Genomic DNA, 23,024 nt, shown 5'->3' on the forward strand with positions numbered 1-23,024 from the left:
CTGGTTTCCTGTGCTCGCCAGGTCGTCCCACCCCCACTCCCCACGGAGGCCTTGAGCCATGCCCCGCAACCACCCCGCCTCCCGGCGTGCCTTTCTCGGCGGTGCCGCCGTCGCCACGCTGGCGCTCGCGACCGGCGCCGGAACGGCGAGTGCCGCGTCCGCCAAGTCCGCCACGTCCTCCTGGCCGACCGAGATTCCGCTCCCGAACGGCTTCCTCCCCGAGGGAATCGCCATCGGAGCCAAGCCGTACGCCTACTTCGGCTCCCGCGCCAACGGCGCCGTCTACCGCGCCGACCTGCGCACCGGCGAAGGCACCATCCTCTACGCGGGCGCGACCGGCACGATCACCAACGGGCTGAAGGTGGACGACCAGGACGGCCTGCTGTACCTCTCCTCCGGATCCACCGGAGGCGCCGCCCGAATCGTCGACTCCCGTACCGGCAACCTCGTCGCCACCTACCAACTCACCGACCCGACGGGCCACTTCATCAACGACGTCGCTCTGCTCGGCGACCGCGCCTGGTTCACCGACTCCTACGGCGCCGTCCTCTACGGGGTGCCGCGCGGCGGAACGGGAGACGTCCGTGAGCTGCCGATCGGCGGCGACTGGGTGCAGTCGGCCACGGGAATCAGCGCCAACGGCCTCGTCGGCACCCCCGACGGCAAGGCCCTGATCGTCATCAACGGCGGCAAGCTCTACCGCGTGCCGGTGCAGACCGGCGAGGCCGCCGCGATCACGCTGAGCGGCACGACCGCCGTCACCAACGGCGACGGCCTCGTCCGAATCGGCCACACCCTGTACGTCGTACAGAACCGCCTCAACCAGGTCAGCGTCCTCGACCTCGACCCCGCGATCACCACCGCCACCCTGACCCGCACGATCACCGACCCCCGCTTCGACATCCCCACCACTGCGGCCCACTTCGGCGGCCTCCTCTACCTCGCCAATGCCCAGTTGGGGCTCCCCACGACGCCGGAGACGCCGTTCAACGCCGTCGCCGTCGCTCTCTGACGTACACGAGGGGCGCCCTCCGCAGGATGCTGTACGGGGGCGTACGCAGCGAGGAGGAGACGGGGTCTGATGTGCGCCCGCACGGGCGCCGTACTCTCTCGCGCCGGTGCCTCTTCTGGGACGCTGATTCCTCGGATTTCGGGCCGGGGTTTCGGGCCGACGGGGGAATCGTGGACTGGCCGACAGCGATTGTGTGCGGGGCTATCGGAGGCTGCCTCATCGAGGCGATCGTCTTCTACGGGCGGGTCTCGGAGTGGCGGACGGCGCGCCACGAGGCCAGGGCGAGGTCGAGGCGAAGGAAACGCCTGCCGTCACTGCGCGAGCATGTCGACCTGCCCGCCGACTCGTTGGTCGCCCTGACCCGGCTGGCCCTCGGCGGGATCGCGGGCGGGCTGTTCCACTCCCAGGTCATCGGCATGATGGCCGCCATCGCGGTCGGTGCGTCGGCGCCCGCGCTGCTCCAACAGCTGGGCGCCACCCGGCAGGTGCAGGAAGCGCTCCAGGAGCCGCGGCCGGCCGAGTCCGCCACGCAGCGGCCACCGACGATCGGTGAGGGTCTCGTGCTGGGGGTCGCGCCGGCACCGGGCGTCCTGGGGGTCGCGCCGACACCCGGCGAGGTACCCGCGGAGTGAGCCGGACCCCGTTCCGGCGCCGGTACTGGGACTCGCTGGTGGGGCGGGGGCGCGCGGGCCGACCGTACGTGCGATACCGGCCGACCGAGGAATCCCCCCTCTGGCGCCGCTACCTCGTCTCCCTGCTCGGCGTACCCCGCGCGCCGCGTCCGGCGCCCCGCCCGAGGGTCCGCGCCACGCGTCGGCTCCCGCTCGCTCTGGCGCTGGCGGCGGTCGCGGCCGCGGTCGTCCTGGGCGGTTCCACGTTCGCGGCGTTCCAGACGGGCTCCGACCGCGACATCGGCGGCGGGCCGATCACCAGTACGGCGCAGACTGTGGGCGGTGACGGAGGGACCGTCGGTGGAGGAGGCCCGGGCGGGTCGGACAGCGGGGGCTCCACGCAGGGCACCCCTTCGGCAGACCCGACGGAGAGGCCGCCGACCGCCGAGCCGGCCGGCACCCTCGGCCCGCCCAGCCCGCCCCCCACCGACCCGGTCGGCGAACTCCCCAGCACCGGAGCGCCCACCCTCCTCCTCACCGCTTCGCTCGGCCTGTTCCTTCTCGCCCTGGGAGCGGTGGGCCTCCACCTCACTCGAACCCGATCCCGAACTGTCGGTTAGGTTCGATCACACCGTCGAGGGACGGGACCAGAACCTACGCGTGAGGAAACCCCGCATGGCCACGATCCACCGCACCACCATGACGCCCACCAAGCTGGAGCTGCTCACCGGCTGGCTGCCGAAGCAGAGTTGGTACGTGGGCGACGCGGCAACGCCGGAACTGGTCAAGGCCGGCGGGTTCCGTCTGGACGATCCGGAGGGCGCGGTCGGGATCGAGTTCATGGTCGTGGTGGACGCGACCGGGCAGGCGCCGGTGGCGTACCTGGTGCCGATGAGCTACCGCGACGCGGCGCCGGAGAACGTCCCCGCCGAGGCGTTGATCGGCACCTCCGAGCACGGTGTGCTCGGCACCCGGTGGATCTACGACGGCGTCCAAGACCCGGTGGTGACGGCCCAGTTGGGCGCCCTCCTGCGCGGTGAGACGATTCCGCAGCAGCAGAGCGAGAGCGACGCCCCGGACCCGACCGTCACCGTGCACGGAACTGGCCCCGCCGACGGACTGGCCATCGAGGTCAACCGCGTCCTGCGGCCGGAGGAGGCCTCACAGCAGTCGTCCAAACACCTCGTCGCGGGGTGGACTTGGCCGAACGGAACGGCTGCACGGGGAGTATTCGCGGTCATCGCGCCGCGATAAAAAGGAACAGGCTCAGCTCAGCGCCGCGCCTGCATGCAGCTCTCAAGATGGGCGATGAGGTCGCTGACCGGGCCCAGGTCCGTACTGCCGTCGGTGACCAGGGTGTGGCCGTCGTGCTGCAGGCGGTACTCGAAGCGGTCCCGGGCGTTCTCGTCGACACTGCGCGACGGCAGCTCGCCGAAGTCCACCGCGTCGAGCAGGGAGTTGAGCTTCTTCTTCTCGGCCGGTGTCAGGGCATCCGTCTGCTCGCGGCCGCCCTTGCGGTCGGTGAGGTAAACCTCTTCGCCGGGGCCGACCCCGATGCCGTGCCGGACCCCGGCGAAGCCGCCGCTGACGGTGAGACTCACTCCGTCGTCGGCGGCTCCGGGTGCGGACGGTTGGCTGCAGCCGCTCAGCAGGAGTGCACAGGCAAGGAGGGCGAGCAGCAGCCTTGTTCGCATGGTCATGTTCGCTTCCCCTGGGTCCGGCAGAGTGTACGGACGAGCGTCAGCGCCGCCCCACGCAGGATGCCGCCCCTCCGGGAGAAAGTCAGGGCAAGCGCTCCACGAGCATGAGAGCCAGAGGCCCGGCAGGAAGCAGGAACCGGCCGTCGGCGGCAGCGCTGATGGCATCGGCGAGGGGCCACCAGGACAACTTGAAGTCGGCTTCGGACGGGGTCAGGGATTGGCGGCCCAGGGTGAGGTCGCGGGCCTCGTAGAGATGGACGCGACTGGTGGAGCCGAGGGTGATGGCGTACGAGCCGAGTGCACGCCACGTCTGCGCGGTGACACCCGCCTCTTCGGCGAGCTCACGGCGCGCGCACTCTTCGGGGCTTTCCCCGGGTTCCCTCCGTCCACCGGGCAGGAACAGGTACTCGCCACCGTGACGGGGGAAGTCGGCGCTGAGGACGCCTACCAGGCCCTCGTTGTCGACGGCGACGACCACGGAGGCGTCAGTGACCGGGCTGCTGCTGTGCTCTCCCATGCGGGCTGAGGGTAACGGGCTGGGCGTGCCAGGCTGCAACGCCAGCAGATCATCCCGTTCTCGGTCATCGCTGGGCCTCCCTCACGGCCTTGCGTAGCGCTGCGCCTGTCTCGCACCGGGACTGGTGGCACTGTTGCACTGCCGTCAGGCCGTCGGACACGCGCGCACCGGCGACCGCACTCCCGCCGAACACCTCCCTCGGCCGCGACGAGCGGGCGCAGCAACTCACCGGCGCCGCCCTGGACATGCTGGAGCCACGCTTCGAACGCAACCGGGTGTACTACACGGCGCAGCGAGCGCAGGCACTTCTCGACAGCGGCGACATCGAGCAGGCAGTCACCGAGGCCAGGCAGGCGTGCGCGATCGCAGGACGGGTGCAGAGCGAACGGGTTCAGGGGAAACTCGGCGACCTACGGCGGGAGTTACGGCGCTTCGCCCATGTGCCGGCGGCGGCCGACTTCTTTGAGCAGACACGCCAGACCCCAGGAGCGTGAAGCATGGACGGGCTGCAGCTGGAACGCAGGGACGCCACAGGCCTTGATGACGTCCGGCACGAACTTCTCGATGTGTACGCGGAGATCTACGCGGACCGGCTCAGCGAGGACTTCCACGGCATCGAACGGTTCGACGAACGGCTCGGCTGGAACACCGAGGTGCCCGGCTTCGCAGCGGTCGTCGGCTACCTCGACGGCACCCCGATCGGCTATGCCTACGGCTGCACGCTGCTGCCGGCCGACACCCGCTGGTGGAACGGACTGCTCACCCCAGTTCCCGACGGTGCGACCGTCGAGACCGGCGCCCGCACGTTCGCCCTGTCCGAACTCATGGTCGTCGACAAATTCCGGGGCACCGGGGCCGCGAGGAAGATTCACGACGAGCTGCTGCGCGGCCGACCCGAGGAACGGGTGACGCTCCTCGTCGAACGTGATCACCCGAAGGTCCGTGGCCTGTACGAGACATGGGGCTACGCATGGTTCGGCGAGGTACAGCCCTTCGCGGACGCGCCGCTCTATGACTCGATGAATCTACGCCTGCGCCCCTGACACTCCCACGGAGCTCCGCTGACACCCTTGTGGCACCCCGGCTGACACCGGGTCGGCACCTCGTCGAATGAGAGGACCCCAGCGTGGCGAAGACCCAGAAACCGACGGCGCGTACCTTCGGGCAGTACGTGGCCGCCGCAGCCCGAGCAGCCAAGTACGACATCGCCGGCTCGCAAGCCGCGGGGAAGAAGGAGCTCGCGCAGGCTACCGGGATATCGCAGGCCGACGTCGGCCGAATGCTGGCCGGGCAACTCATACCGCAGACCGATTCGCTGAAGGCCCTGGCGGTCGCAGTCGACGTGCCCCACGTGGACATGCTCGTGGCCGCGGGGGTCCTCGACGGGAAGCCGCCGAGGATTCCCGCGGAGCGCCCGTTGGCGGCCAAGGATGCGGCCCGCCGACTCGGCATCCGGTCGCCCCAAAACGTGGCCGCGTTCGAAGTACTCGTCGCAGCCCTGGTTTCGACTGAGCTGCGGCGCCGCTGACCTGCGCCAACTGTTTTCACAGATCAGCGCTGCTTCCTTCCTGCGGCCGCGGATCATGCACGAAGGGCGGCACCCCCGCACAGGGTGCCGCCCCTCTCGGTGCACCGGAACCACCGCCGCGTCGGTGAGGGTCGAGGTGACCGACAGCAGTCCCGGAGGTTCAGACGGTCAGCGGTGGTCACTCCCCGCCGAAGACGACGCCGCGCGCCCCGCCTCAAGTCGTGCCACCGGGATCCGGAACGGCGAGCAGGACACGTAATCCAGCCCCACCTCGTGGAAGAAGTGGACCGACTCCGGGTCGCCGCCGTGTTCGCCGCAGACGCCGAGTTTGAGGTCGGGGCGGGTTTCGCGGCCGGCGATGGCGGCGTCGCGTACGAGTTTGCCTACGCCGTCGCGGTCGATGGTCTCGAAGGGGGAGACGCCGAAGATGCCCTTCTCCAGGTAGGCGGTGAAGAAGGAGGCCTCGACGTCGTCGCGGGAGAAGCCCCAGACGGTTTGCGTGAGGTCGTTCGTGCCGAAGGAGAAGAACTCCGCGGCCTCGGCGATCTGTCCGGCCGTCAGAGCCGCACGCGGAAGTTCGATCATCGTGCCGATGGCGAGCTTGAGTTCGGTGCCCGTCGTGGCCTGGACCTCGGCGATGACCTCGTCGGCCTCGTCCCGGACGATCTCCAGCTCCTGCACGGTGCCGACGAGCGGGATCATGATCTCGGCGCGGGGGTCGGCCTTGGCGTTCTTGCGCTCGGCGGCGGCCTCGGCGATCGCCCGTACCTGCATGGTGAACAGGCCGGGGATGACCAGGCCGAGACGTACGCCGCGCAGGCCCAGCATCGGGTTCTGCTCGTGCAGGCGGTGGACGGCCTGGAGGAGGCGCAGGTCGTTCTCGTTGGAGTCCTTGCGGGACTCCGCGAGGGCCACCCGGACCGACAGCTCGGTGATGTCCGGCAGGAACTCGTGCAGCGGGGGATCGAGGAGGCGGATGGTCACGGGCAGCCCGTCCATCGCCTCGAACAGCTCGATGAAGTCCTGCTTCTGGAGCGGCAGGAGCTCCTTGAGCGACTCCTCGCGCTCGGCGTCCGTGTCGGCCAGGATCAGCCGTTCCACGAGCTCGCGGCGGTCGCCGAGGAACATGTGCTCGGTGCGGCACAGGCCGATGCCCTGGGCGCCGAAGCGCCGGGCGCGGAGGGCGTCCTCGGCGTTGTCGGCGTTGGCGCGGACGCGCAGGCGACGGACGCGGTCCGCGTACGCCATGATCCGGTGCACGGCGGCGACCAGTTCGTCGGCGTCGTCGGCACCCGCGTGCATCCGGCCCTCGAAGTACTCGACGACGGGCGAGGGTACGACCGGGACCTCACCGACGTACACCTTGCCGGTGGAGCCGTCGATGGAGACGACGTCGCCCTCCTCGATGACGATCCCGCCCGGCGCGGTCAACCGCCGCCGCTTGGTGTCGACTTCGAGCTCCTCGGCGCCGCACACGCACGTCTTGCCCATGCCTCGCGCGACCACGGCCGCGTGGGAGGTCTTGCCGCCACGGCTGGTCAGGATGCCCTCGGCGGCGATCATGCCGTCGAGGTCGTCCGGGTTCGTCTCGCGGCGGATCAGGATGACCTTCTCGCCCGAACGCGACCACTTGATCGCGGTGTACGAGTCGAAGACCGCCTTGCCGACCGCCGCACCCGGCGACGCCGCGATGCCCCGGCCGATCTGGTCGACCTTCGCCTCGTCGTCGAAGCGGGGGAACATCAGCTGGGCCAACTGGGCGCCCGTCACCCGCTGCAGCGCCTCGGCCTCGTCGATCAGGCCCTGGTCGACGAGCTGCGTGGCGATACGGAAGGCCGCGCCCGCCGTGCGCTTGCCGACGCGGGTCTGGAGCATCCACAGCTGCCCGCGCTCGATGGTGAACTCGATGTCGCAGAGATCCTTGTAGTGGTTCTCCAGGGTCTTCATGATCTGCATGAGCTGGTCGTACGACTTCTTGTCGATCTGCTCCAGCTCGGCGAGCGGGACCGTGTTGCGGATGCCCGCGACGACGTCCTCGCCCTGCGCGTTCTGGAGGTAGTCGCCGTACACGCCCTGGTGGCCGGAGGCCGGGTCGCGGGTGAACGCGACGCCCGTACCCGAGTCGGGGCCGAGGTTGCCGAAGACCATCGAGCAGATGTTGACCGCCGTGCCGAGGTCGCCCGGGATGCGCTCCTGGCGGCGGTAGAGCTTGGCGCGGTCGGTGTTCCAGGAGTCGAAGACCGCGTGGATGGCGAGGTCCATCTGCTCGCGCGGCTCCTGCGGGAAGTCCCGCCCGGCCTCGGTCTTGACGATCTTCTTGAACTTCGTGACCAGCTTCTTCAGGTCGGCCGCTTCGAGGTCCGTGTCGACGGTGACCTTCTTGGCCGCCTTCGCCGCCTCCAGCGCGTCCTCGAAGAGCTCGCCGTCGACACCGAGGACCGTCTTGCCGAACATCTGGATGAGACGGCGGTACGAGTCCCACGCGAAGCGGTCGTCACCGGCCTGCTTGGCGAGGCCCTGCACCGACCTGTCGGAGAGCCCGATGTTCAGAACGGTGTCCATCATGCCCGGCATGGAGAACTTCGCCCCGGAACGGACGGATACGAGCAGGGGGTTATCGGCCTGCCCGAGCTTCTTGCCCATCCGCAGCTCCAGCGCGTCGAGGTGTGCACTCACCTCGTCACGCAGTGCCGCCGGCTCCTCGCCGCTGTCGAGGTAGGTCTTGCACGCCTCGGTGGAGATCGTGAAGCCCGGAGGGACGGGAAGGCCCAGGTTGGTCATCTCGGCGAGGTTCGCACCCTTGCCGCCGAGGAGGTCCTTGAGGTCTTTGTTGCCCTCGGTGAAGTCATAAACGAACTTCACTCCCTCAACCGCGCTCTCAGCTACGTGGGGATCTTTGTTTTCCGACACGAGTCTCGACTCCTCGACGTCGCGGTGGCTGCCCTGACGACGGGGAACATACCCAGATCGAAGGCGTCTGGGTACGTCCACTTGCGCGTCATGCGCCTGTAACCACTCGTCCGCCACCAGATCGAAAGTCAAAGCTTGGCAAGCGATGGGGTGGCGATGTTTTCACTTCTTGAACGAATCAACGCCCGTAGACCGGGTTATTCACTCATCTGAGCGGCTCACAACTCGCCTGAGTTCAGCCGCTGAACGATCAAGGAGTGGCACTGAGTGCCACTCCTTGGAGAAGTGCAGCCGCTCAAGATCCGCTCATCTGAGCCTACCCCTTATCAGGCGTGGCGAGAATCACGCCCGAAGGAGGGCCGGATTTCACCATCCGGACCGCGATGTGGACACGTCACACGGATGTCACACAACTCCCCGAGCCGGTACGGGTCACCCGGGCGGTCACCCGCCGGTCACACCCCCAGCGCCGCCAGCCGCTCCTCGACCCGCTCCGGCGCGTACAAGTACTCCACGACCAGCGCCCCGGCCCCGATCAGCCCGGCCCGCTCGCCGAGTCGCGAGGTCACCACGTCCAGATGAGCGGTGGAGCGGGGCAGCGCCCGCTGGTACAGCAGCTCCCGTACGCCGGTCAGGAAGGGAGTTCCGGCCAAATCCCCGGCGATCATCAGAACGCCCGGGTTGAGCAGCGTCACCACGGTCGCCAGTACGTCCCCGACCTGGCGCCCCGCTTCCCGCGCGAGGGCCATCGCCTCCGGATGCCCGGACGTCAGCAGGTCCCGCACATCCGAGCCGGAGGCCGCCGCCACCCCGGACTCGGCGAGCCGCCGCGCCACCGCGCCACCACTGGCGACGGCCGCCAGACAGCCGTACGAACCGCACCGGCACAGCGCGTCGGCGCCGACCCGGATGTGCCCGATGTCGCCGGCGCCGCCGTCGATCCCCCGGTAGATGGTGCCCCCGACGACCATGCCCGCGCCAATACCGGTGGAGACCTTGACCAGGGCGAACGCCGAACAGTCCGGGTAGCCGGTGCGCTGCTCGCCGTACGCCATGAGGTTGGCGTCGTTGTCGACCAGTACGGGGACGGGGACGCCTGACCTGGTACTAACGGTGCCCGCACCGGCACCGGCACCGGCACCCGCACCCGCACCCGCACCCGCACCCGCATGCTCCGCGAACGCGCGGCTCAAGCGCCCCCTTATGTCATAGCCGTCCCAGCCCGGCATGATCGGCGGCTGTACGACCCGGCCGGTGTCGCTGTCGACCGGCCCGGGAACCGCGAGCCCGATGCCGCACACGGCGTCGGCGGGCTTCGCTGCCTTCACCAGCAGGTCGGCGAACCAGCGGCCGAGTTCGCCGAGGACCGCGTCCGGGCCCTCGTCGACGACCAGGAGGCCCGACTTCTCGGCCAGGATCTCGCCGGTCAGGGTGAGGACGGCGGCCCGGCCGTGCCGGGTGTCGAGGTCGGCGGCGAGGACGACGGCGTGGGCGTCGTCGAATTCGAGGGTGATGGAGGGGCGCCCGCCCAGCGGTGAGTCCACGGGGCCGCCGGCGCCCTCGCGCAGCCAGCCCGCGCGGAACAGCCGGTCGAGGCGCTGGCCGACGGTGGCCCGGGACAGACCGGTGGCCTGCTGCAGCGCGCCGCGTGTCGTGGCCCGGCCGCTGCGCACCAGTTCGAGCAGCTCTCCGGAGCTTGCCTGGTTCCCTGCGCGCACGGTCCTGTCCACCCTTCCTGTCATGCCCACCCTCTTGCGTTCCTCAACTCTGCATTACATATTGAGTTTTGCGTGTTAAATAGACGTAACCCTACGGTAGCTACAGCCGAACTGGTCGGCAGGATGTCTTCCGGGAGACCTGAGTGGACAGCACAACCCAGCTCACCGCCTTGCGCACGGGAATCACCACCTCCCTGCGCACCTCAGGCACACCCGTGCGCGCCTCCGGCCCATCCTCGCCACCCGGTCCGGGTGAGGTCACCCATACCGGACCACTTGTATACGATCCCGCGCAGTCGGCGGGGTCGCTGCACCTCAGGGCTGCCCGGGTACTGAACGACAACTGGACGGGAACGTCCACCGTGCCCTCGCGCGGCCTGTACCCGCACCAGTGGTCCTGGGACTCCGCATTCATCGCGATCGGGCTGCGCCACCTGTCCCCCCTACGGGCGCAGACGGAGCTGGAGACGCTGCTCGGCGCGCAGTGGGGCGACGGCCGTGTCCCGCACATCGTCTTCAACCCCTCCGTGCCGCTCGACGCGTACTTCCCGAGCCCCGACTTCTGGCGCTCCTCGACCGCGGGGCATGCCGCGGGCGCCCCGCGCAACGTACAGACGTCGGGCATCGTGCAGCCACCGGTGCACGCGCTCGCCGCATGGCTGGTGCACCAGGCCGACCCCGGCCTCTCGCGGGCCCGCGCCTTCCTCCCCCGCGTCTACCCCCGCCTGGCCGCCTGGCACCGCTATCTCCTGCACCGCCGGGACCTGGGCGGCGGCGGCCTCGCCTCCGTCGTCCACCCCTGGGAGCAGGGCATGGACAACAGCCCCTGCTGGGACGCCCCGCTGAGCCGGATCACCCCGGCCCCCGCCCGCTCCTTCCGCCGCGCCGACCTCGACCACGGAGCCGCCGAGGACCGGCCGACGGATCTGGACTACGGGCGGTACGTGCGGCTGGCGACGGACTACCGGGACGGCGGGTACGCGGACGGGGCGGGCGAGTTCGCGGTCGAGGACCCGGCGTTCAACGCGCTGCTGATCGCCTCCGAGCACGCACTCGCCCACATCGCACAGGAGCTGGGGGCGACCGGGACCGCCCGGCACGCCCGCGCGGAGCGCCTGACGGCGGCCCTGGTGGACCGGCTGTGGGATCCGGCGGAGGGCATGTTCTTCTGCCGGGACGTGTACGCGCGTCCCGATGACCGGGACGTGTACGCCCGTCCCGATGGCCGGGGAGCCGAGCGGGGCAGGGGTGCGGGGGAACTCATCCCCGAGCGCAGTGTCGCCGGACTGATCCCGCTCCTCCTGCCCACGCTGCCGAGCGACATCGCAGCCACCCTCGTACGCACCGCGAGCGGTCCGCACTTCGGGCTCGGTGACGCCACGCGGCTCGTGCCGAGCTACGACCTGACCGGGGACGCGTTCGATCCGCACCGCTACTGGCGCGGCCCTGCCTGGTTCAACACCAACTGGCTGCTGGAGCGCGGGCTGCGGCTGCACGGCGAGCAGGTGCGCGCGGACGGGCTGCGGGCCGCGCTGCTCGACACGGCCGGCGAGTCCGCCTTCGCGGAGTACGTGGATCCGTACACCGGCGAGGCCTGTGGCGCACTCGGCTTCAGCTGGACGGCCGCGCTGACGCTCGACCTGCTGCACGCGCCCGAGGGGGCGGACCAGTTCGCGTCCCACCCGGGCCACGACACGTTCGACAAGGCACACCGCGCGAGCACGTTCGGGAACGCGCTCGCCTACGCATTCGAGACGGGCGCCAAGGGAGGGGACCGGGGATGACGGACCGGCATCATCTGCTCGTGCACGGTGGGACGTTCGCCGCCGTGAGCGACGGCGGGGACATCAGCGGCGTGCGGGGCGGCAGCTCCCCGGACGGATTGTTCGTGCGCGACGCACGGCACTTGAGCCGCTGGCAGCTGACCCTCGACGGCGCGGTGCCCGAGGCACTCACGCCGGTCGCGGACGGCGACACGGCACGCTGTGTACTCGTCCCGCGCGGCGGCCGCAACGAGCCGCCCGCCTACACGGTCTTCCGTGAACAGGCCGTCGCCGAGGGCGCGTTCGTGGAAGCGATGCGCGTCACCAGCAACCGCCCGGCGCCCACGACGGTCCGCATCGCGGTCACCGCGGACGCCGACTTCACGGACCAGTTCGAACTGCGCTCCGACTACCGCACCTACGCCAAGACGGGCGTGGTCCGCTCCCGCCAAGTCCTCGACGACGGTGTGGAGTTCGGCTACCAGCGCGGTGAATGGCGGTCCTGTACGACGGTCACCTCCGAGCCCGCCCCGGACGGCGTGGAGGAGACGGGCACGGGCGCCCGTCGCCTCGTATGGACCCTCGATCTCGAACCGCACGGCAGCGCGGAGCTGTCGCTGCGGGTCGCGGCACGTCCGCACGGCGCCGCGCACGAGCCGGACGTACCGCTCTCCCCCGCCGCCGCGAACGAGCGACTCCTCGCCCTTGAAGGGGAGTTCACCGAGGGCGTGCCCTTCCCTACCGGCTGGCCCGAGCTGGCCGCCGCCTGCTCGCGGGGCCTGTCCGACCTGGCGGCGCTCCAGGTCCCGGCCCGGGGCCCGGACGGCGAGGAACTCCGCGTCCCCGCGGCCGGAGTCCCGTGGTTCCTTACCCTCCTCGGCCGCGACGCGCTCCTGACCTCCCTCTTCGCGCTCCCCTACCGCCCCCAGCTCGCCGCCGCCACGCTGCCCGCGCTCGCCACGACGCAGGCGACCGAGGTGGGTACGGAGGCGGTGTGCCAGCCCGGCAAGATCGTGCACGAGGTGCGGCACGGCGAGCTGGCGCACTTCGGGCAGGTGCCGTACGGGCGTTACTACGGTTCGGTGGACGCGACACCGCTGTTCCTGGTGCTGCTCGGCGCGTACACCGAGCAGACCGGTGATGTGGGTCTGGCCCGCCGCCTGGAGGCCAACGCCCGTGCGGCGATCGGCTGGATGCTGGACCACGGCGGGCTGACCTCGCGCGGCTATCTCGTCTACCGCGCGGACGGCGGCGGCCTCGCCAACCAGAACTGGAAGGACTCCCCGGGCGCCATCTGCTCGGCCGACGGCAGCCGCCCCTCCGGCCCGGTGATGGCGGCGGGCGCGCAGGGATACGCGTACGACGCGCTGCGCCGCACCGCCCACCTGTCGCGCACGGTCTGGGGCGACGAGGTCTACGCGGCCCTCCTCGAACAGGCCGCCGGTGACCTCCGTGACCGCTTCCAGCGGGACTTCTGGATGCCCGAACACTCCTTCCCCGCACTGGCGTTGGACGGCGACGGCCAGCATGTCGACGCGCTCGCCTCCGACGCGGGCCACCTCCTGTGGTCGGGTCTGCTCGACAAGGAGTACGGCAAGCTGGTCGGCCGACGTCTCCTCGAACCCGACTTCTTCTCCGGCTGGGGCGTCCGCACCCTCGCCTCCGGCCAGGCGGCGTACCACCCGCTCTCCTACCACCGCGGCTCGGTCTGGCCCCACGACAACGCCCTGATCACCCTGGGGCTGGCGAGGTACGGCCTGCACGACGAGGCCCGCACCGTCGCCCACGCCCTCGTCGACGCGGCCACCGCAGCGGGCCACCGCCTCCCCGAGGTCCTCGCGGGCTACGGCCGCGACACCCACTCGGAGCCGGTGCCCTACCCGCACGCGTGCGTACGGGAGTCGAGGTCGGCGGCGGCTCCGCTGGCGCTGCTGACGGCGGTGGGGGGCGCCTAGTCGTCGAGCTCGGTCGGCTCACCGAGCTCGGTGAAGAGGGTCAGCTGAAGGGCTCCCGGTGCCTCCAGCCGGGAGTTCAGGGAGTTCCAGGGGGTGCGCGTCGGCTCCGCGATCACCTGGGCCCCGGCCGCGGCGAGCTTCGCCGTGGTGGCGGCGGAGTCGCCGACCTGGAAGGCGACCCGCATATGGCCGGCCACCCGCCGCCCGACCTCGACGTCGTCGATGAACGCGGCGTGGTTCGGGTCGGTCAGTTCCAGGGTGGCCCGGCCTGCGTCGAGGATGGTGACCCGCCCGCCGGGGGACGAGAACGCTCCCCGCTCGGTCAGACCGAGGACGTCGCGGTAGAAGTGCAGCGCCGCGTCGTAGTCGGCTGCGGTGACGACCAGGCGGAGTTCACTGACGGCGGGCTCGTCGGGCTTCGACACTTCGTGGGCGTCGGGCATGTCAGCTCCTTGGGGATCGCGAGTGCTGATCACTCGTCAACTGGCGCGTCGACCGGACGATTCCCTGTCGCGCCGCTACGAGGCGATCATGGCGGTGCGAGCCGCCTCGATGAACTCCTCCAGCCTGTGGCGGAACGCCCTATGGTTTTCGTCGAAACGTCCATGGGCGCCCGGGTCGCCTTCCGTGACCCGCCACAGAGCGCGACAGGCCTCCGCCGCAGTCTGCTGAACGCCCTTGGCCTCCTCGGCGGCGGGAGCGGGACCCTCCAGGACGATGACCCTGACACAGCGCATGAGGGGGTCGAAGGCGTCGCGCAGTTCGACCCGGAGCCCCTGAATACGCGTCAAACGATCGTCAGGGTCGTCGAGTTGGGCGTACGCGTCACCGACTCTCCAGAACAGCTCGCCCGTGATGTGCGCCTGTTCCATCAGTTCCAGGTAAGCCGCCCGCCGGGTCTCCCGGACCCGGTCGCGACGCTGGACCTGTGCCGACGCCTCCGCCTGGACCTTCGCCGCCCGGGCGTTCCCCAGGGTGGTCACCCAGCTGGCGAGCACCGCGGTCGCACCGGTGAACACCCCGACCCACACCACGCTGTCCGCCACCCGCCCAGTGTCGGCGAGCCGGATTCCTCCTGTCGAGGCCAGGTCGAGGCCGGGCCGAAGCCGGTCAGCCCCCGGACGTGTCCAGCTCCGCGTCCTCGCCGATCCCCGCGCAGTCGTACGGGTCCTTGAGCCAACCCTCCGGCAGGACAACCCTGTTGTTGCCTGACGTACGCCCGCGGGGCCCGTCCGCGCCGAGCGGCCAGGGCTGGTCGAGGTCCAACTCGGCGAGCCCCTCGGAGAGTTCGGCGATGGACGAGGTGATGGCGAGGCGCTTGCGCATGTCGGAGCCGACGGCGAAGCCCTTCAAGTACCAGGCGACGTGCTTGCGGAAGTCGATGACGCCGCGCGCCTCGTCGCCGATCCACTCGCCCAGCAGGGTCGCGTGCCGGACCATCACGGACGCGACTTCACGGAGAGTGGGACGGGCGTACTCCGCACGCCCCTCGAAGGCCGCCACCAGATCCCCGAACAGCCACGGCCGCCCCAGGCACCCGCGCCCGACGACCACCCCGTCGCACCCGGTCTCCCGCACCATCCGCACCGCGTCGTCCGCGGACCAGATGTCGCCGTTGCCGAGGACGGGGATCTCCGGCACGTGCTCCTTGAGGCGCGCGATGGCGTCCCAGTCGGCCGTGCCGCCGTAGTGCTGGGCGGCGGTCCGGCCGTGCAGGGCGATCGCCGTGACGCCCTCCTGGACCGCGATCCGGCCGGCGTCCAGGTAGGTGATGTGGTCGTCGTCGATGCCCTTGCGCATCTTCATCGTGACGGGGAGGTCACCGGCCCCGCTCACGGCCTCCCGGAGGATCGCCCGCAGCAGGTTCCTCTTGTACGGAAGGGCGGAACCGCCGCCCTTGCGTGTCACCTTCGGGACCGGGCAGCCGAAGTTCAGGTCGATGTGGTCGGCGAGACCCTCTTCCGCGATCATGCGGACGGCCTTGCCGACGGTCGCCGGGTCCACCCCGTACAGCTGGATCGAACGCGGCTTCTCGGTCGCGTCGAAGTGGATCAGCTGCATGGTCTTCTCGTTGCGCTCGACCAGCGCCCGCGTGGTGATCATCTCGCTGACGAAGAGCCCCTTGCCGCCGCTGAACTCCCTGCACAGCGTGCGGAAGGGCGCGTTCGTGATCCCGGCCATCGGGGCCAGGACGACGGGCGGCTGGACGGTGTGGGGGCCGATCGACAGCGGGGACGCGGGGGCGAGGGTGGGCGTGGACATTCCCCCATTGTCACGTACGCCGGCGAATGCGGCGACAGTCGTTAGTTAGACGCACTATAGAAATGGTCGTACGATGGTGGAATGCCCGAGCTCAGCCACCGCCACCGCATGCTGGTGCTCGCGATCTGCTGCATGAGCCTGCTGATCGTGAGCATCGACACCACCGTTCTGAATGTCGCCCTGCCCTCGATGCAGAAGGAACTGCACGCGAGCGTGGCGGGCCTCCAGTGGACGATCGACGCGTACACGCTGGTCCTCGCGTCACTGCTGATGCTGGCGGGCTCGACCGCCGACCGCATCGGGCGGCGGAAGGTCTTCGTCGCAGGCCTGGTCCTCTTCACGCTCGGCTCGGCCCTGTGCTCCCTCGCCCCGAACCTCGATTCGCTCATCGCCTTCCGCATGGTGCAGGCGGTCGGCGGTTCGATGCTGAACCCGGTCGCGATGTCGATCATCACCAACACCTTCACGGACCCGCGCGAGCGCGCCCGCGCGATCGGTGCGTGGGGCGCCGTGGTCGGCATATCGCTGGCCGCGGGGCCGCTGGTCGGCGGCCTCCTCGTGGACTCGGTCGGCTGGCGTTCGATCTTCTGGATCAACATCCCGGTGGGCCTGGCCGCACTCCTGCTCACCCTGCGCTACGTCCCGGAGTCCCGCGCCGCCAAGGCACGCCGCCCGGATCCGGTCGGCCAGCTCCTCGTCATCGCGCTCCTCGCCTCCCTCACGTACGCGATCATCGAGGCGCCCACGTCCGCCGCCATCGAGATCGTCGCCTTCGGCGCGATCGCCGTCGCCTCGCTGCTCGGCCTCCTCATCTACGAACGCCGACGCACCGAACCCCTCGTCGACCTGCGCTTCTTCCACTCGGCACCGTTCAGCGGGGCCACCGTCATCGCCGTCGCCGGGTTCGCGGCGCTCAGCGGCTTCCTGTTCCTCTCCACGCTCTACCTGCAGAACGTGCGCGGCCTGGACGCACTGCACGCGGGCCTGTGGATGCTGCCGATGGCGGCCATGTGCTTCGTCTGCGCACCACTGTCGGGCCGGATGGTCGGCAGCCGTGGCCCGCGCATCCCCCTCCTGATCGCCGGGGTCGCGATGACCGCGAGCGGTGTGCTGTTCGCCGCGTTCGAGGGCGAGACGTCCAACACCACACTCGTCATCGGCTACCTCCTCTTCGGTCTCGGCTTCGGCTTCGTGAACGCGCCGATCACCAACACCGCCGTCTCCGGCATGCCCCGCTCCCAAGCGGGCGTCGCCGCCGCCATCGCCTCGACCAGCCGCCAGATCGGCGGCACCCTCGGCGTCGCCGTGATCGGCGCGGTGCTGGCCTCCGGCGTGACCACGACGGCGTACAAGGCCACCTTCGTCTCGGCCGCCTCCCCCGCCTGGTGGATCATCGCCGGCTGCGGCCTCGCGGTCCTCTTCCTGGGCGCCCTGACCACCGGCCGCTGGGCACGCCGGACGGCTGCGGAAACGGCCGCGCGGCTGGAGCCGGAGGCGTCGGAGACACGGGACGCGGCGGGCGTACGGGCGTAGGCACTGCGGGCGGGCCTACAGGCGTGGTGTTGCGCTGGGGCTACGCCCTCACGCTGCCGCGCTCCACCGCGATCGCGTGCAGCTTCTCCAGCCGTTCGCGGGACTCCTCGTCGGCGGGCGCGTACGTCACCATGCGCGACCCCAACTCCGGGTTCAGCCACAGATCGGTGTGGTCCACGGTGATCCGGCCGACGTCCGCGTTGCGGAACTCCTTGCGCTTGGTCCGCGCGCCGAGCACCTCGTGCCGCTCCCAGACCTCGCGGAACTCCTCCGACTCGGCACGCAGCCGCTTGAGCAGCATCTTCCAGGCGGGGTCCGCGAGATGCCCGGCCATGGAGGAGCGGAACTTGGCGGCCATCAGCCGCATCGTCTCGTCGAGCAGCACGATCGACGAACGCCACTGCTCGTTCGTCGTGATGAGGACCATGCAGTTGCGGTCCTCGGCCGGCACCTCGTCGAGGTCACAGAGCAGACGGCCGTACGTGCGGTTGTACGCGAGGATGTCGTACCGGCTGTTCTGGATGCAGGCCGGGAGCGGCTCCAGTTGCTCCAGCATCCGCAACAGCGCCGGGGTGATCGTCGGGCAGTGCGAGGCCGGGGTGGGGTCGACGGCACCGGCCAGCTGGAAGAGGTGGACTCGCTCGCTCGGGTCGAGCATCAAAGCGCGGGCGAGTGCGTCGAGCACCTGCACGGAGACCTGGATGTCCCGGGCCTGTTCCAGCCACGTGTACCAGGTGACACCGACGGCGGCGAGCTGCGCGACCTCCTCGCGGCGCAGGCCGGGAGTGCGCCGGCGGGGGCCACGTGGCAGGCCGACCCGCTCGGGGGTGACGTGCTCGCGGCGATGCCGCAGGAAGGCGGCCAGTTCGTGCCGCCGGATCTCGGACTCGCGGCCACCGTGCCCCGTCGCCGCCCCGCCACGCTCCTGTGCCATCGTCGTCATGCTCCCCAGCCTGCCGTATACCTCACCCTGTTTCCAGGTACTTCTTCTACCAGGATAAGGAGACTCTGGTACCAGCCTGAGACCAGGAGAAGGCTGGACGACGTGACCGAAACCGGAACCCTCACCACCTCCGTCCGCTCCCCCGCCGCCCCACCCCTGCTCGGCGGCCTCGGACTCTTCACCGTGCTGCTCGGCGCCGCCCTGCCGCTCATCGACTTCTTCATCGTCAACGTCGCCCTGCCGACCATGGGCCAGGACCTGCACGCGAGCGAGTCCGTCCTCGAACTCGTCATCGCCGGGTACGGAGTCTCGTACGCCGTCCTCCTCGTCCTCGGCGGCCGGCTCGGCGACCTCTTCGGCCGCCGCCGGCTCTTCCTCGGCGGCATGGCGGCCTTCGGCCTGACCTCGCTGGCATGCGGGCTCGCGCCCAGCGCCTGGATGCTGGTGGCGGCACGTGTCGCGCAGGGCGCGGCGTCCGCGGCGATGCTGCCGCAGGTGCTCGCCACGATCCAGTCGGCGACCGCCGGACCGCGCCGCGCCAAGGCGATGAGCCTGTACGGCGCGACGGCCGGGCTCTCCATGGTGGCCGGGCAGATCCTCGGCGGCGTACTCGTCGCGGCGGACATCGCGGGCACCGGCTGGCGCTCGGTGTTCCTCGTGAACGTGCCCGTGGTGATCCTCGGCCTGGTCCTGGCCGCGCGTGCCGTCCCCGAGACGCGCTCGCAGCACCCGGAGCCGGTCGACGGCCCCGGCACGGTACTGCTCGCCATAGCGCTGCTCGCGCTGCTGGCCCCGCTGACCGAGGGCAGGGCGGCGGGCTGGCCGCTGTGGACATGGCTGTCGCTCGCCCTGTTCCCGCTCGCGGCGGCCGCGTTCTACTTCGTCGAACGCCGGGAGGACCGCCGCGGCCGTACGCCGCTGGTCCCGCCCAGCCTGTTCGCGCTGACGTCGCTGCGCCGGGGCCTGGTGATGATCGTGCCGTTCTCGATCGGCTTCAGCGGCTTCATGTTCGTGATCGCGGTGGCGTTGCAGGACGGCGCCGGGCTCGGCCCGGTCCAGGCGGGGCTGGCGCTCGCACCGATGGCAGTGGTCTTCTTCGCCGTCTCGCTGTGCGGCCCGCGGCTGATCGCGCGCTACGGCACCCGGGTCGTCACCGCAGGCGGGCTGATCCAGGGGGTGGGCGTGGCCCTCATGGCGCTGGCCGCGTGGCGGTCCTGGCCGGACCTGAGCGTCTGGCAGCTGGCGCCGGGCGCGGCGGTGGCGGGCGCGGGCCAGGCCCTCCAACTCCCCGTCATCTTCCGGATCATCCTCTCCGAAGTCCCGCCCGCCCGGGGCGGCGTCGGCAGCGGCGTCATGATCACCACCCAGCAGTCGGCTCTCGCCCTCGGCGTGGCCACCCTGGGCTCCCTCTTCCTCTCTCTCGTACCAGGCCACGGAATGCAGTACGCCCTGGTGACAACACTCCTGGTCCAGCTGGCGATCGTGGTACTGACCACGGGCCTGAGCCTTCGGCTGCCTCGCACGATCAGCTAGCCCGCTCCTTGGCCACCAACCCCCGCACGGCAGGGGCGACTTCATGAGCGAAGCGTTCGAGGGTGGACGGGTCGTCGGAGGCGAGGAGATAGGCGCTCACTCCTTGGGTGAGGGTGAGTTCGGCGAGTTGCTCTGCCGGGGCGAGGCCGGGCAGGTTGTAGAGGCGGCGGACCGACCGCGGGTCACGGCCCGCGGCGGTCGCCGCCTCGTCCACGATCCGCTGCCCCAGGGCGAGTTCGGCGGGCGGGACCCGGGTCGCGCTGGGCAGCCACCCGTCGGCGGAGCGCCCGATCAGGCGCAGCATCCGCGGCCCCAGGGCGCCGACCCAGATCCGGATCGGGTGAACGGCCGCGGGCCCGGGCCTGGCTCCGTCGAGCCGGTAGTGCTTGCCGCCGACTTCCCTGCTCCCGCTGCCTGCATCGGTCGACCACAGCGCCCGGATCACGGTGATCGCCTCGTCCAACGCCTCGACGGCCTCCCCGGGCGTACGCCGAGGCTGCCCCTCACTGACGATGGCATCCCAGTAGCCTCCGGCCCCGAGCCCCAACTCCACACGCCCACCGCTGAGTACGTCGAGGCTCGCCGCGGCCCGCGCCAGCCCCACCGGCGGCCGCAACGGCAGATTGGCCACGTTCGGGAAGACCCGCACCCGCTCGGTCCGCGCCGCGATGACGGACAGCATGGTCCAGGCGTCCAGGAAGTCCGGCCGGTACGGGTGGTCGGCGACGCTGACGAGGTCGAGCCCGGCCCGGTCGGCGAGCCGCGCCAACTCGATGACGGCGTGCGGTTGTTCGGCGTCGGGGGTGAGCACCGCGCCGAAGAGGAGGTCGTGGCCGTAGTCGGGCATGGCGGGTCCTTAGGGGTGTTCGGCAGGGGTCTTCGACAGGGGTGTTCCACCGTCGGAATCACATCGCTGCGTAATCATTACATGCCGACACTATTACGTCGAGGATAGGATTGCGGCATGGCCCTGATCCGCGACGACATCCCCGCCGACAAGCCGGACGAGACCCCGCACCCCCCAGACTCGCCGGCCATGCGCCCCCCGACCTTGCTGGCCCTGCCCTCCTACCTGGCGGGCCACGTCGCCCGGATCGGCCACCGCGCCCTGGTCGAGGCCCTCAAGGAACACGGCCTCCGCCTCCCCCACTTCGCGATCCTCGCTGGCCTGGGCGACTTCGGCCCCCTCGCCCAGCACGAACTCGCCGACCGCCTCGGCCTCAACCGCAGCCACCTCGTGGGATACCTCGACGAGGTCGAACAACAGAACCTCGTACGCCGCGAACGCGACCCCCGTGACCGCCGCCGCCAGCGCGTCGCCCTCACGGCGGCGGGCGAAAAACGGCTGGAGAAGCTGAAGAAGGTGGCCGACCGCTCACAGACCGACTTCCTGAGCGACCTGTCGACCACCGAACGTGAGACTCTGATCACCCTGATGCGGCGGATCGTGACGACGGACGACCGCGCCGCCAACTCGCCGCCAAAGAATCCCCATTGATCTTCGCCATGCTGCACACTCCTTGCTGCGTAAGGGAATGCGGTAATACGCGGCATCACGCGGTATCACCAGGAGGTGGCATGCTGCAGATCAACACGAGCAAGGTAAGCCGCTGGGACCAGCACGGCCGCGAGCACGTCGTACACGTCCAGCGAACCGGCGTACAACGCACGATCAGATGCGACACGTGCGGCTGGCGCAAGGCGGCGCAGTTCCTGCCGTGGCTGAAGGCGGAAGAACACCTGGCGGAGGCGCATCAGGCGACGGTGGATCCGACGGAGGGTTAGCACTCCCGGACCGGCGGACCCTTGACGGCACGGGGACCGCGACTGGTCATTCCATTTGGTCCAGACCTCTTGACTGCAGGTCTGGACCAAGAGGACTGTCATGCCTACGACACCTCCCGCGTCCCCCACCCCAGGAGGCCCCGCATGATCCGCCGGAAGTTGCGCCTGGTGGCTGCCGCGCTCGCCACGGCATGCCTCACCCAACTGTCGATCGCCGCCGCCCCCGACGCGGCCGCGGCCGACGTCTGCGCCGTGAAGTCCCGCCCCTCCGGCAAGGTTCTCCAGGGTTACTGGGAGAACTGGGACGGCTCGTCCAACGGCGTTCACCCGCCCTTCGGCTGGACCCCGATCACCGACTCCCGTATCGCGCAGCACGGCTACAACGTGATCAACGCGGCGTTCCCGGTGATCCGTTCCGACGGCACCGCGCTGTGGGCGGACGGGATGGACACGGGTGTGAAGGTCGCGACGCCGGCCGAGATGTGCGCGGCGAAGGCGGCGGGGCAGACGCTCCTGCTGTCCATCGGCGGGGCGGCGGCCGGGATCGACCTGAGCTCGTCCACCGTGGCCGACCGGTTCGTGGCGACGATCGTCCCGATCCTCAAGCAGTACAACTTCGACGGTATCGACATCGACATCGAGACCGGCCTGGTCGGCAGCGGCAACATCAACACGCTCTCGGCCTCGCAGGCCAACCTGATCCGCATCATCGACGGGGTGCTGGCCCAGATGCCGTCGAACTTCGGGCTCACCATGGCCCCCGAGACCGCCTATGTCACCGGCGGCAGCGTCGCGTACGGCTCGATCTGGGGCTCGTACCTGCCGATCGTGAAGAAGTACGCGGACAACGGGCGCCTGTGGTGGCTGAACATGCAGTACTACAACGGCAGCATGTACGGCTGTTCCGCGGACTCGTACTCGGCGGGCACCGTCCAGGGCTTCACCGCTCAAACCGACTGCCTGAACAAGGGACTTGTCGTCCAGGGCACCACCATCAAGGTGCCGTACGACAAGCAGGTCCCCGGTCTCCCGGCCCAGTCGGGAGCGGGCGGCGGCTACATGACGCCGAGCCTGGTCTCGCAGGCCTGGAACCACTACGGCACGAGCCTCAAAGGCCTGATGACCTGGTCCATCAACTGGGACGGCTCGAAGAACTGGACGTTCGGCGACAACGTCAAGGCCCTGCAGGGCCGTTGAGCGCTGCGAGAGGCCCCGCCACCGGGGCCTCTCGCCATCCGCCAACCGTCCCTACGA

Annotated in this window: 23 protein-coding genes; 14 read left to right on the plus strand and 9 right to left on the minus strand. The window is 70.3% G+C overall.

Features of this window, described 5'->3' with window-relative positions; all coding sequences use genetic code 11:
* Positions 1 to 58 precede the first annotated feature (58 nt).
* The 4 genes from OG219_RS16135 (at position 59) to OG219_RS16150 (ending at position 2,877) form a co-directional block, all read left to right on the plus strand.
* Entirely contained in the window at positions 59 to 1,012 is a 954-nt protein-coding gene (locus tag OG219_RS16135) for an SMP-30/gluconolactonase/LRE family protein (protein WP_266827125.1), read from the plus strand.
* A gap of 170 nt (positions 1,013 to 1,182) precedes the next feature.
* Positions 1,183 to 1,644 (plus strand): hypothetical protein, encoded by a 462-nt coding sequence (locus tag OG219_RS16140; RefSeq protein ID WP_266827127.1) that lies wholly within the window; start codon positions 1,183 to 1,185, stop codon positions 1,642 to 1,644.
* Positions 1,641 to 2,243 carry a hypothetical protein gene (locus tag OG219_RS16145; RefSeq protein ID WP_266827129.1) on the plus strand — a complete coding sequence of 201 codons (603 nt, stop codon included), beginning with the start codon at positions 1,641 to 1,643 and terminating at the stop codon, positions 2,241 to 2,243. The genes OG219_RS16140 and OG219_RS16145 overlap by 4 nt, the downstream gene beginning before the upstream one ends.
* A gap of 55 nt (positions 2,244 to 2,298) precedes the next feature.
* Complete coding sequence (locus OG219_RS16150; RefSeq protein WP_266827131.1) at positions 2,299 to 2,877, plus strand: 1,4-alpha-glucan branching protein; 579 nt, start codon at positions 2,299 to 2,301, stop codon at positions 2,875 to 2,877.
* Positions 2,878 to 2,894: 17 nt separating this feature from the next.
* On the opposite strand, the gene OG219_RS16155 is transcribed toward OG219_RS16150, so the two are convergent.
* Both OG219_RS16155 and OG219_RS16160 read right to left on the minus strand, forming a co-directional pair.
* Positions 2,895 to 3,323, minus strand: coding sequence for a hypothetical protein (locus tag OG219_RS16155; RefSeq protein WP_266827133.1), 429 nt, complete (start codon positions 3,321 to 3,323; stop codon positions 2,895 to 2,897).
* An 82-nt stretch (positions 3,324 to 3,405) separates the two neighbouring features.
* Positions 3,406 to 3,840, minus strand: a complete 435-nt coding sequence (locus tag OG219_RS16160; protein WP_266827135.1) for an NUDIX domain-containing protein — start codon at positions 3,838 to 3,840, stop codon at positions 3,406 to 3,408.
* A gap of 89 nt (positions 3,841 to 3,929) precedes the next feature.
* Between OG219_RS16160 and OG219_RS16165 the strand changes: the two genes are divergently transcribed.
* The 3 genes from OG219_RS16165 to OG219_RS16175 all read left to right on the plus strand — a co-directional run bounded on the left by OG219_RS16165 (position 3,930) and on the right by OG219_RS16175 (position 5,368).
* Entirely contained in the window at positions 3,930 to 4,334 is a 405-nt protein-coding gene (locus OG219_RS16165; RefSeq protein WP_266827136.1) for a hypothetical protein, read from the plus strand.
* A gap of 3 nt (positions 4,335 to 4,337) precedes the next feature.
* Positions 4,338 to 4,883 carry a GNAT family N-acetyltransferase gene (locus OG219_RS16170; protein ID WP_266827138.1) on the plus strand — a complete coding sequence of 182 codons (546 nt, stop codon included), beginning with the start codon at positions 4,338 to 4,340 and terminating at the stop codon, positions 4,881 to 4,883.
* Between the two features lie 83 nt (positions 4,884 to 4,966).
* Positions 4,967 to 5,368: a hypothetical protein gene (locus OG219_RS16175; RefSeq protein WP_266827140.1), complete on the plus strand. Its 402-nt coding sequence runs from the start codon at positions 4,967 to 4,969 to the stop codon at positions 5,366 to 5,368.
* Between the two features lie 168 nt (positions 5,369 to 5,536).
* Here OG219_RS16175 and ppdK read toward each other — a convergent pair whose 3' ends face one another.
* Together ppdK and OG219_RS16185 are read right to left on the minus strand one after the other, a co-directional pair.
* A complete protein-coding gene (gene ppdK / locus OG219_RS16180; protein ID WP_266827142.1) occupies positions 5,537 to 8,278 on the minus strand; it encodes a pyruvate, phosphate dikinase in 2,742 nt (913 codons plus the stop codon).
* Between the two features lie 455 nt (positions 8,279 to 8,733).
* Positions 8,734 to 10,020 (minus strand): ROK family transcriptional regulator, encoded by a 1,287-nt coding sequence (locus OG219_RS16185; RefSeq protein ID WP_266827144.1) that lies wholly within the window; start codon positions 10,018 to 10,020, stop codon positions 8,734 to 8,736.
* Between the two features lie 284 nt (positions 10,021 to 10,304).
* Here OG219_RS16185 and OG219_RS16190 point away from each other — a divergent pair, with 284 nt between their 5' ends.
* Positions 10,305 to 11,780: a hypothetical protein gene (locus OG219_RS16190; RefSeq protein WP_266836109.1), complete on the plus strand. Its 1,476-nt coding sequence runs from the start codon at positions 10,305 to 10,307 to the stop codon at positions 11,778 to 11,780.
* Entirely contained in the window at positions 11,777 to 13,714 is a 1,938-nt protein-coding gene (locus OG219_RS16195) for a glycogen debranching N-terminal domain-containing protein (RefSeq protein ID WP_266827146.1), read from the plus strand. Before OG219_RS16190 ends, OG219_RS16195 begins: the two co-directional genes overlap by 4 nt.
* Here OG219_RS16195 and OG219_RS16200 read toward each other — a convergent pair.
* The 3 genes from OG219_RS16200 to dusB form a co-directional block, all read right to left on the minus strand.
* On the minus strand, positions 13,711 to 14,157 hold the full coding sequence (locus OG219_RS16200) for a VOC family protein (RefSeq protein ID WP_266827148.1): 447 nt from the start codon (positions 14,155 to 14,157) through the stop codon (positions 13,711 to 13,713). The genes OG219_RS16195 and OG219_RS16200 overlap by 4 nt on opposite strands.
* Before the next feature lie 75 nt (positions 14,158 to 14,232).
* The gene (locus OG219_RS16205) at positions 14,233 to 14,760 is read right to left on the minus strand and encodes a hypothetical protein (protein ID WP_266827150.1); all 528 of its coding nucleotides are present in this window, start codon (positions 14,758 to 14,760) and stop codon (positions 14,233 to 14,235) included.
* 64 nt (positions 14,761 to 14,824) lie between these two features.
* A complete protein-coding gene (gene dusB, locus OG219_RS16210; RefSeq protein ID WP_266827152.1) occupies positions 14,825 to 15,976 on the minus strand; it encodes a tRNA dihydrouridine synthase DusB in 1,152 nt (383 codons plus the stop codon).
* An 81-nt stretch (positions 15,977 to 16,057) separates the two neighbouring features.
* On the opposite strand from dusB, the gene OG219_RS16215 reads away from it, so the two are divergent.
* On the plus strand, positions 16,058 to 17,509 hold the full coding sequence (locus OG219_RS16215; RefSeq protein ID WP_266827154.1) for an MFS transporter: 1,452 nt from the start codon (positions 16,058 to 16,060) through the stop codon (positions 17,507 to 17,509).
* Positions 17,510 to 17,549: 40 nt separating this feature from the next.
* Here the strand turns inward: OG219_RS16215 and OG219_RS16220 are convergent, their stop codons facing one another.
* Positions 17,550 to 18,443, minus strand: coding sequence for a helix-turn-helix transcriptional regulator (locus OG219_RS16220; protein ID WP_266836110.1), 894 nt, complete (start codon positions 18,441 to 18,443; stop codon positions 17,550 to 17,552).
* Positions 18,444 to 18,554: 111 nt separating this feature from the next.
* On the opposite strand from OG219_RS16220, the gene OG219_RS16225 reads away from it, so the two are divergent.
* Positions 18,555 to 19,985, plus strand: a complete 1,431-nt coding sequence (locus OG219_RS16225; protein WP_266827156.1) for an MFS transporter — start codon at positions 18,555 to 18,557, stop codon at positions 19,983 to 19,985.
* Here the strand turns inward: OG219_RS16225 and OG219_RS16230 are convergent.
* Positions 19,978 to 20,832 (minus strand): LLM class flavin-dependent oxidoreductase, encoded by an 855-nt coding sequence (locus tag OG219_RS16230; protein ID WP_266827158.1) that lies wholly within the window; start codon positions 20,830 to 20,832, stop codon positions 19,978 to 19,980. The two genes, OG219_RS16225 and OG219_RS16230, sit on opposite strands and share 8 nt — an antisense overlap.
* A 117-nt stretch (positions 20,833 to 20,949) precedes the next feature.
* On the opposite strand from OG219_RS16230, the gene OG219_RS16235 reads away from it, so the two are divergent.
* The 3 genes from OG219_RS16235 to OG219_RS16245 all read left to right on the plus strand — a co-directional run bounded on the left by OG219_RS16235 (position 20,950) and on the right by OG219_RS16245 (position 22,967).
* The gene (locus OG219_RS16235; protein WP_266827160.1) at positions 20,950 to 21,483 is read left to right on the plus strand and encodes a MarR family winged helix-turn-helix transcriptional regulator; all 534 of its coding nucleotides are present in this window, start codon (positions 20,950 to 20,952) and stop codon (positions 21,481 to 21,483) included.
* 80 nt (positions 21,484 to 21,563) lie between these two features.
* Positions 21,564 to 21,770, plus strand: a complete 207-nt coding sequence (locus OG219_RS16240; RefSeq protein ID WP_266827162.1) for a hypothetical protein — start codon at positions 21,564 to 21,566, stop codon at positions 21,768 to 21,770.
* A gap of 144 nt (positions 21,771 to 21,914) precedes the next feature.
* Positions 21,915 to 22,967 carry a chitinase gene (locus OG219_RS16245; RefSeq protein ID WP_266827164.1) on the plus strand — a complete coding sequence of 351 codons (1,053 nt, stop codon included), beginning with the start codon at positions 21,915 to 21,917 and terminating at the stop codon, positions 22,965 to 22,967.
* Positions 22,968 to 23,024 lie beyond the last annotated feature (57 nt).

Origin of the sequence: Streptomyces sp. NBC_00038 (assembly GCF_026343635.1) — a bacterium.
Classification (GTDB): Bacteria; Actinomycetota; Actinomycetes; order Streptomycetales; family Streptomycetaceae; genus Streptomyces.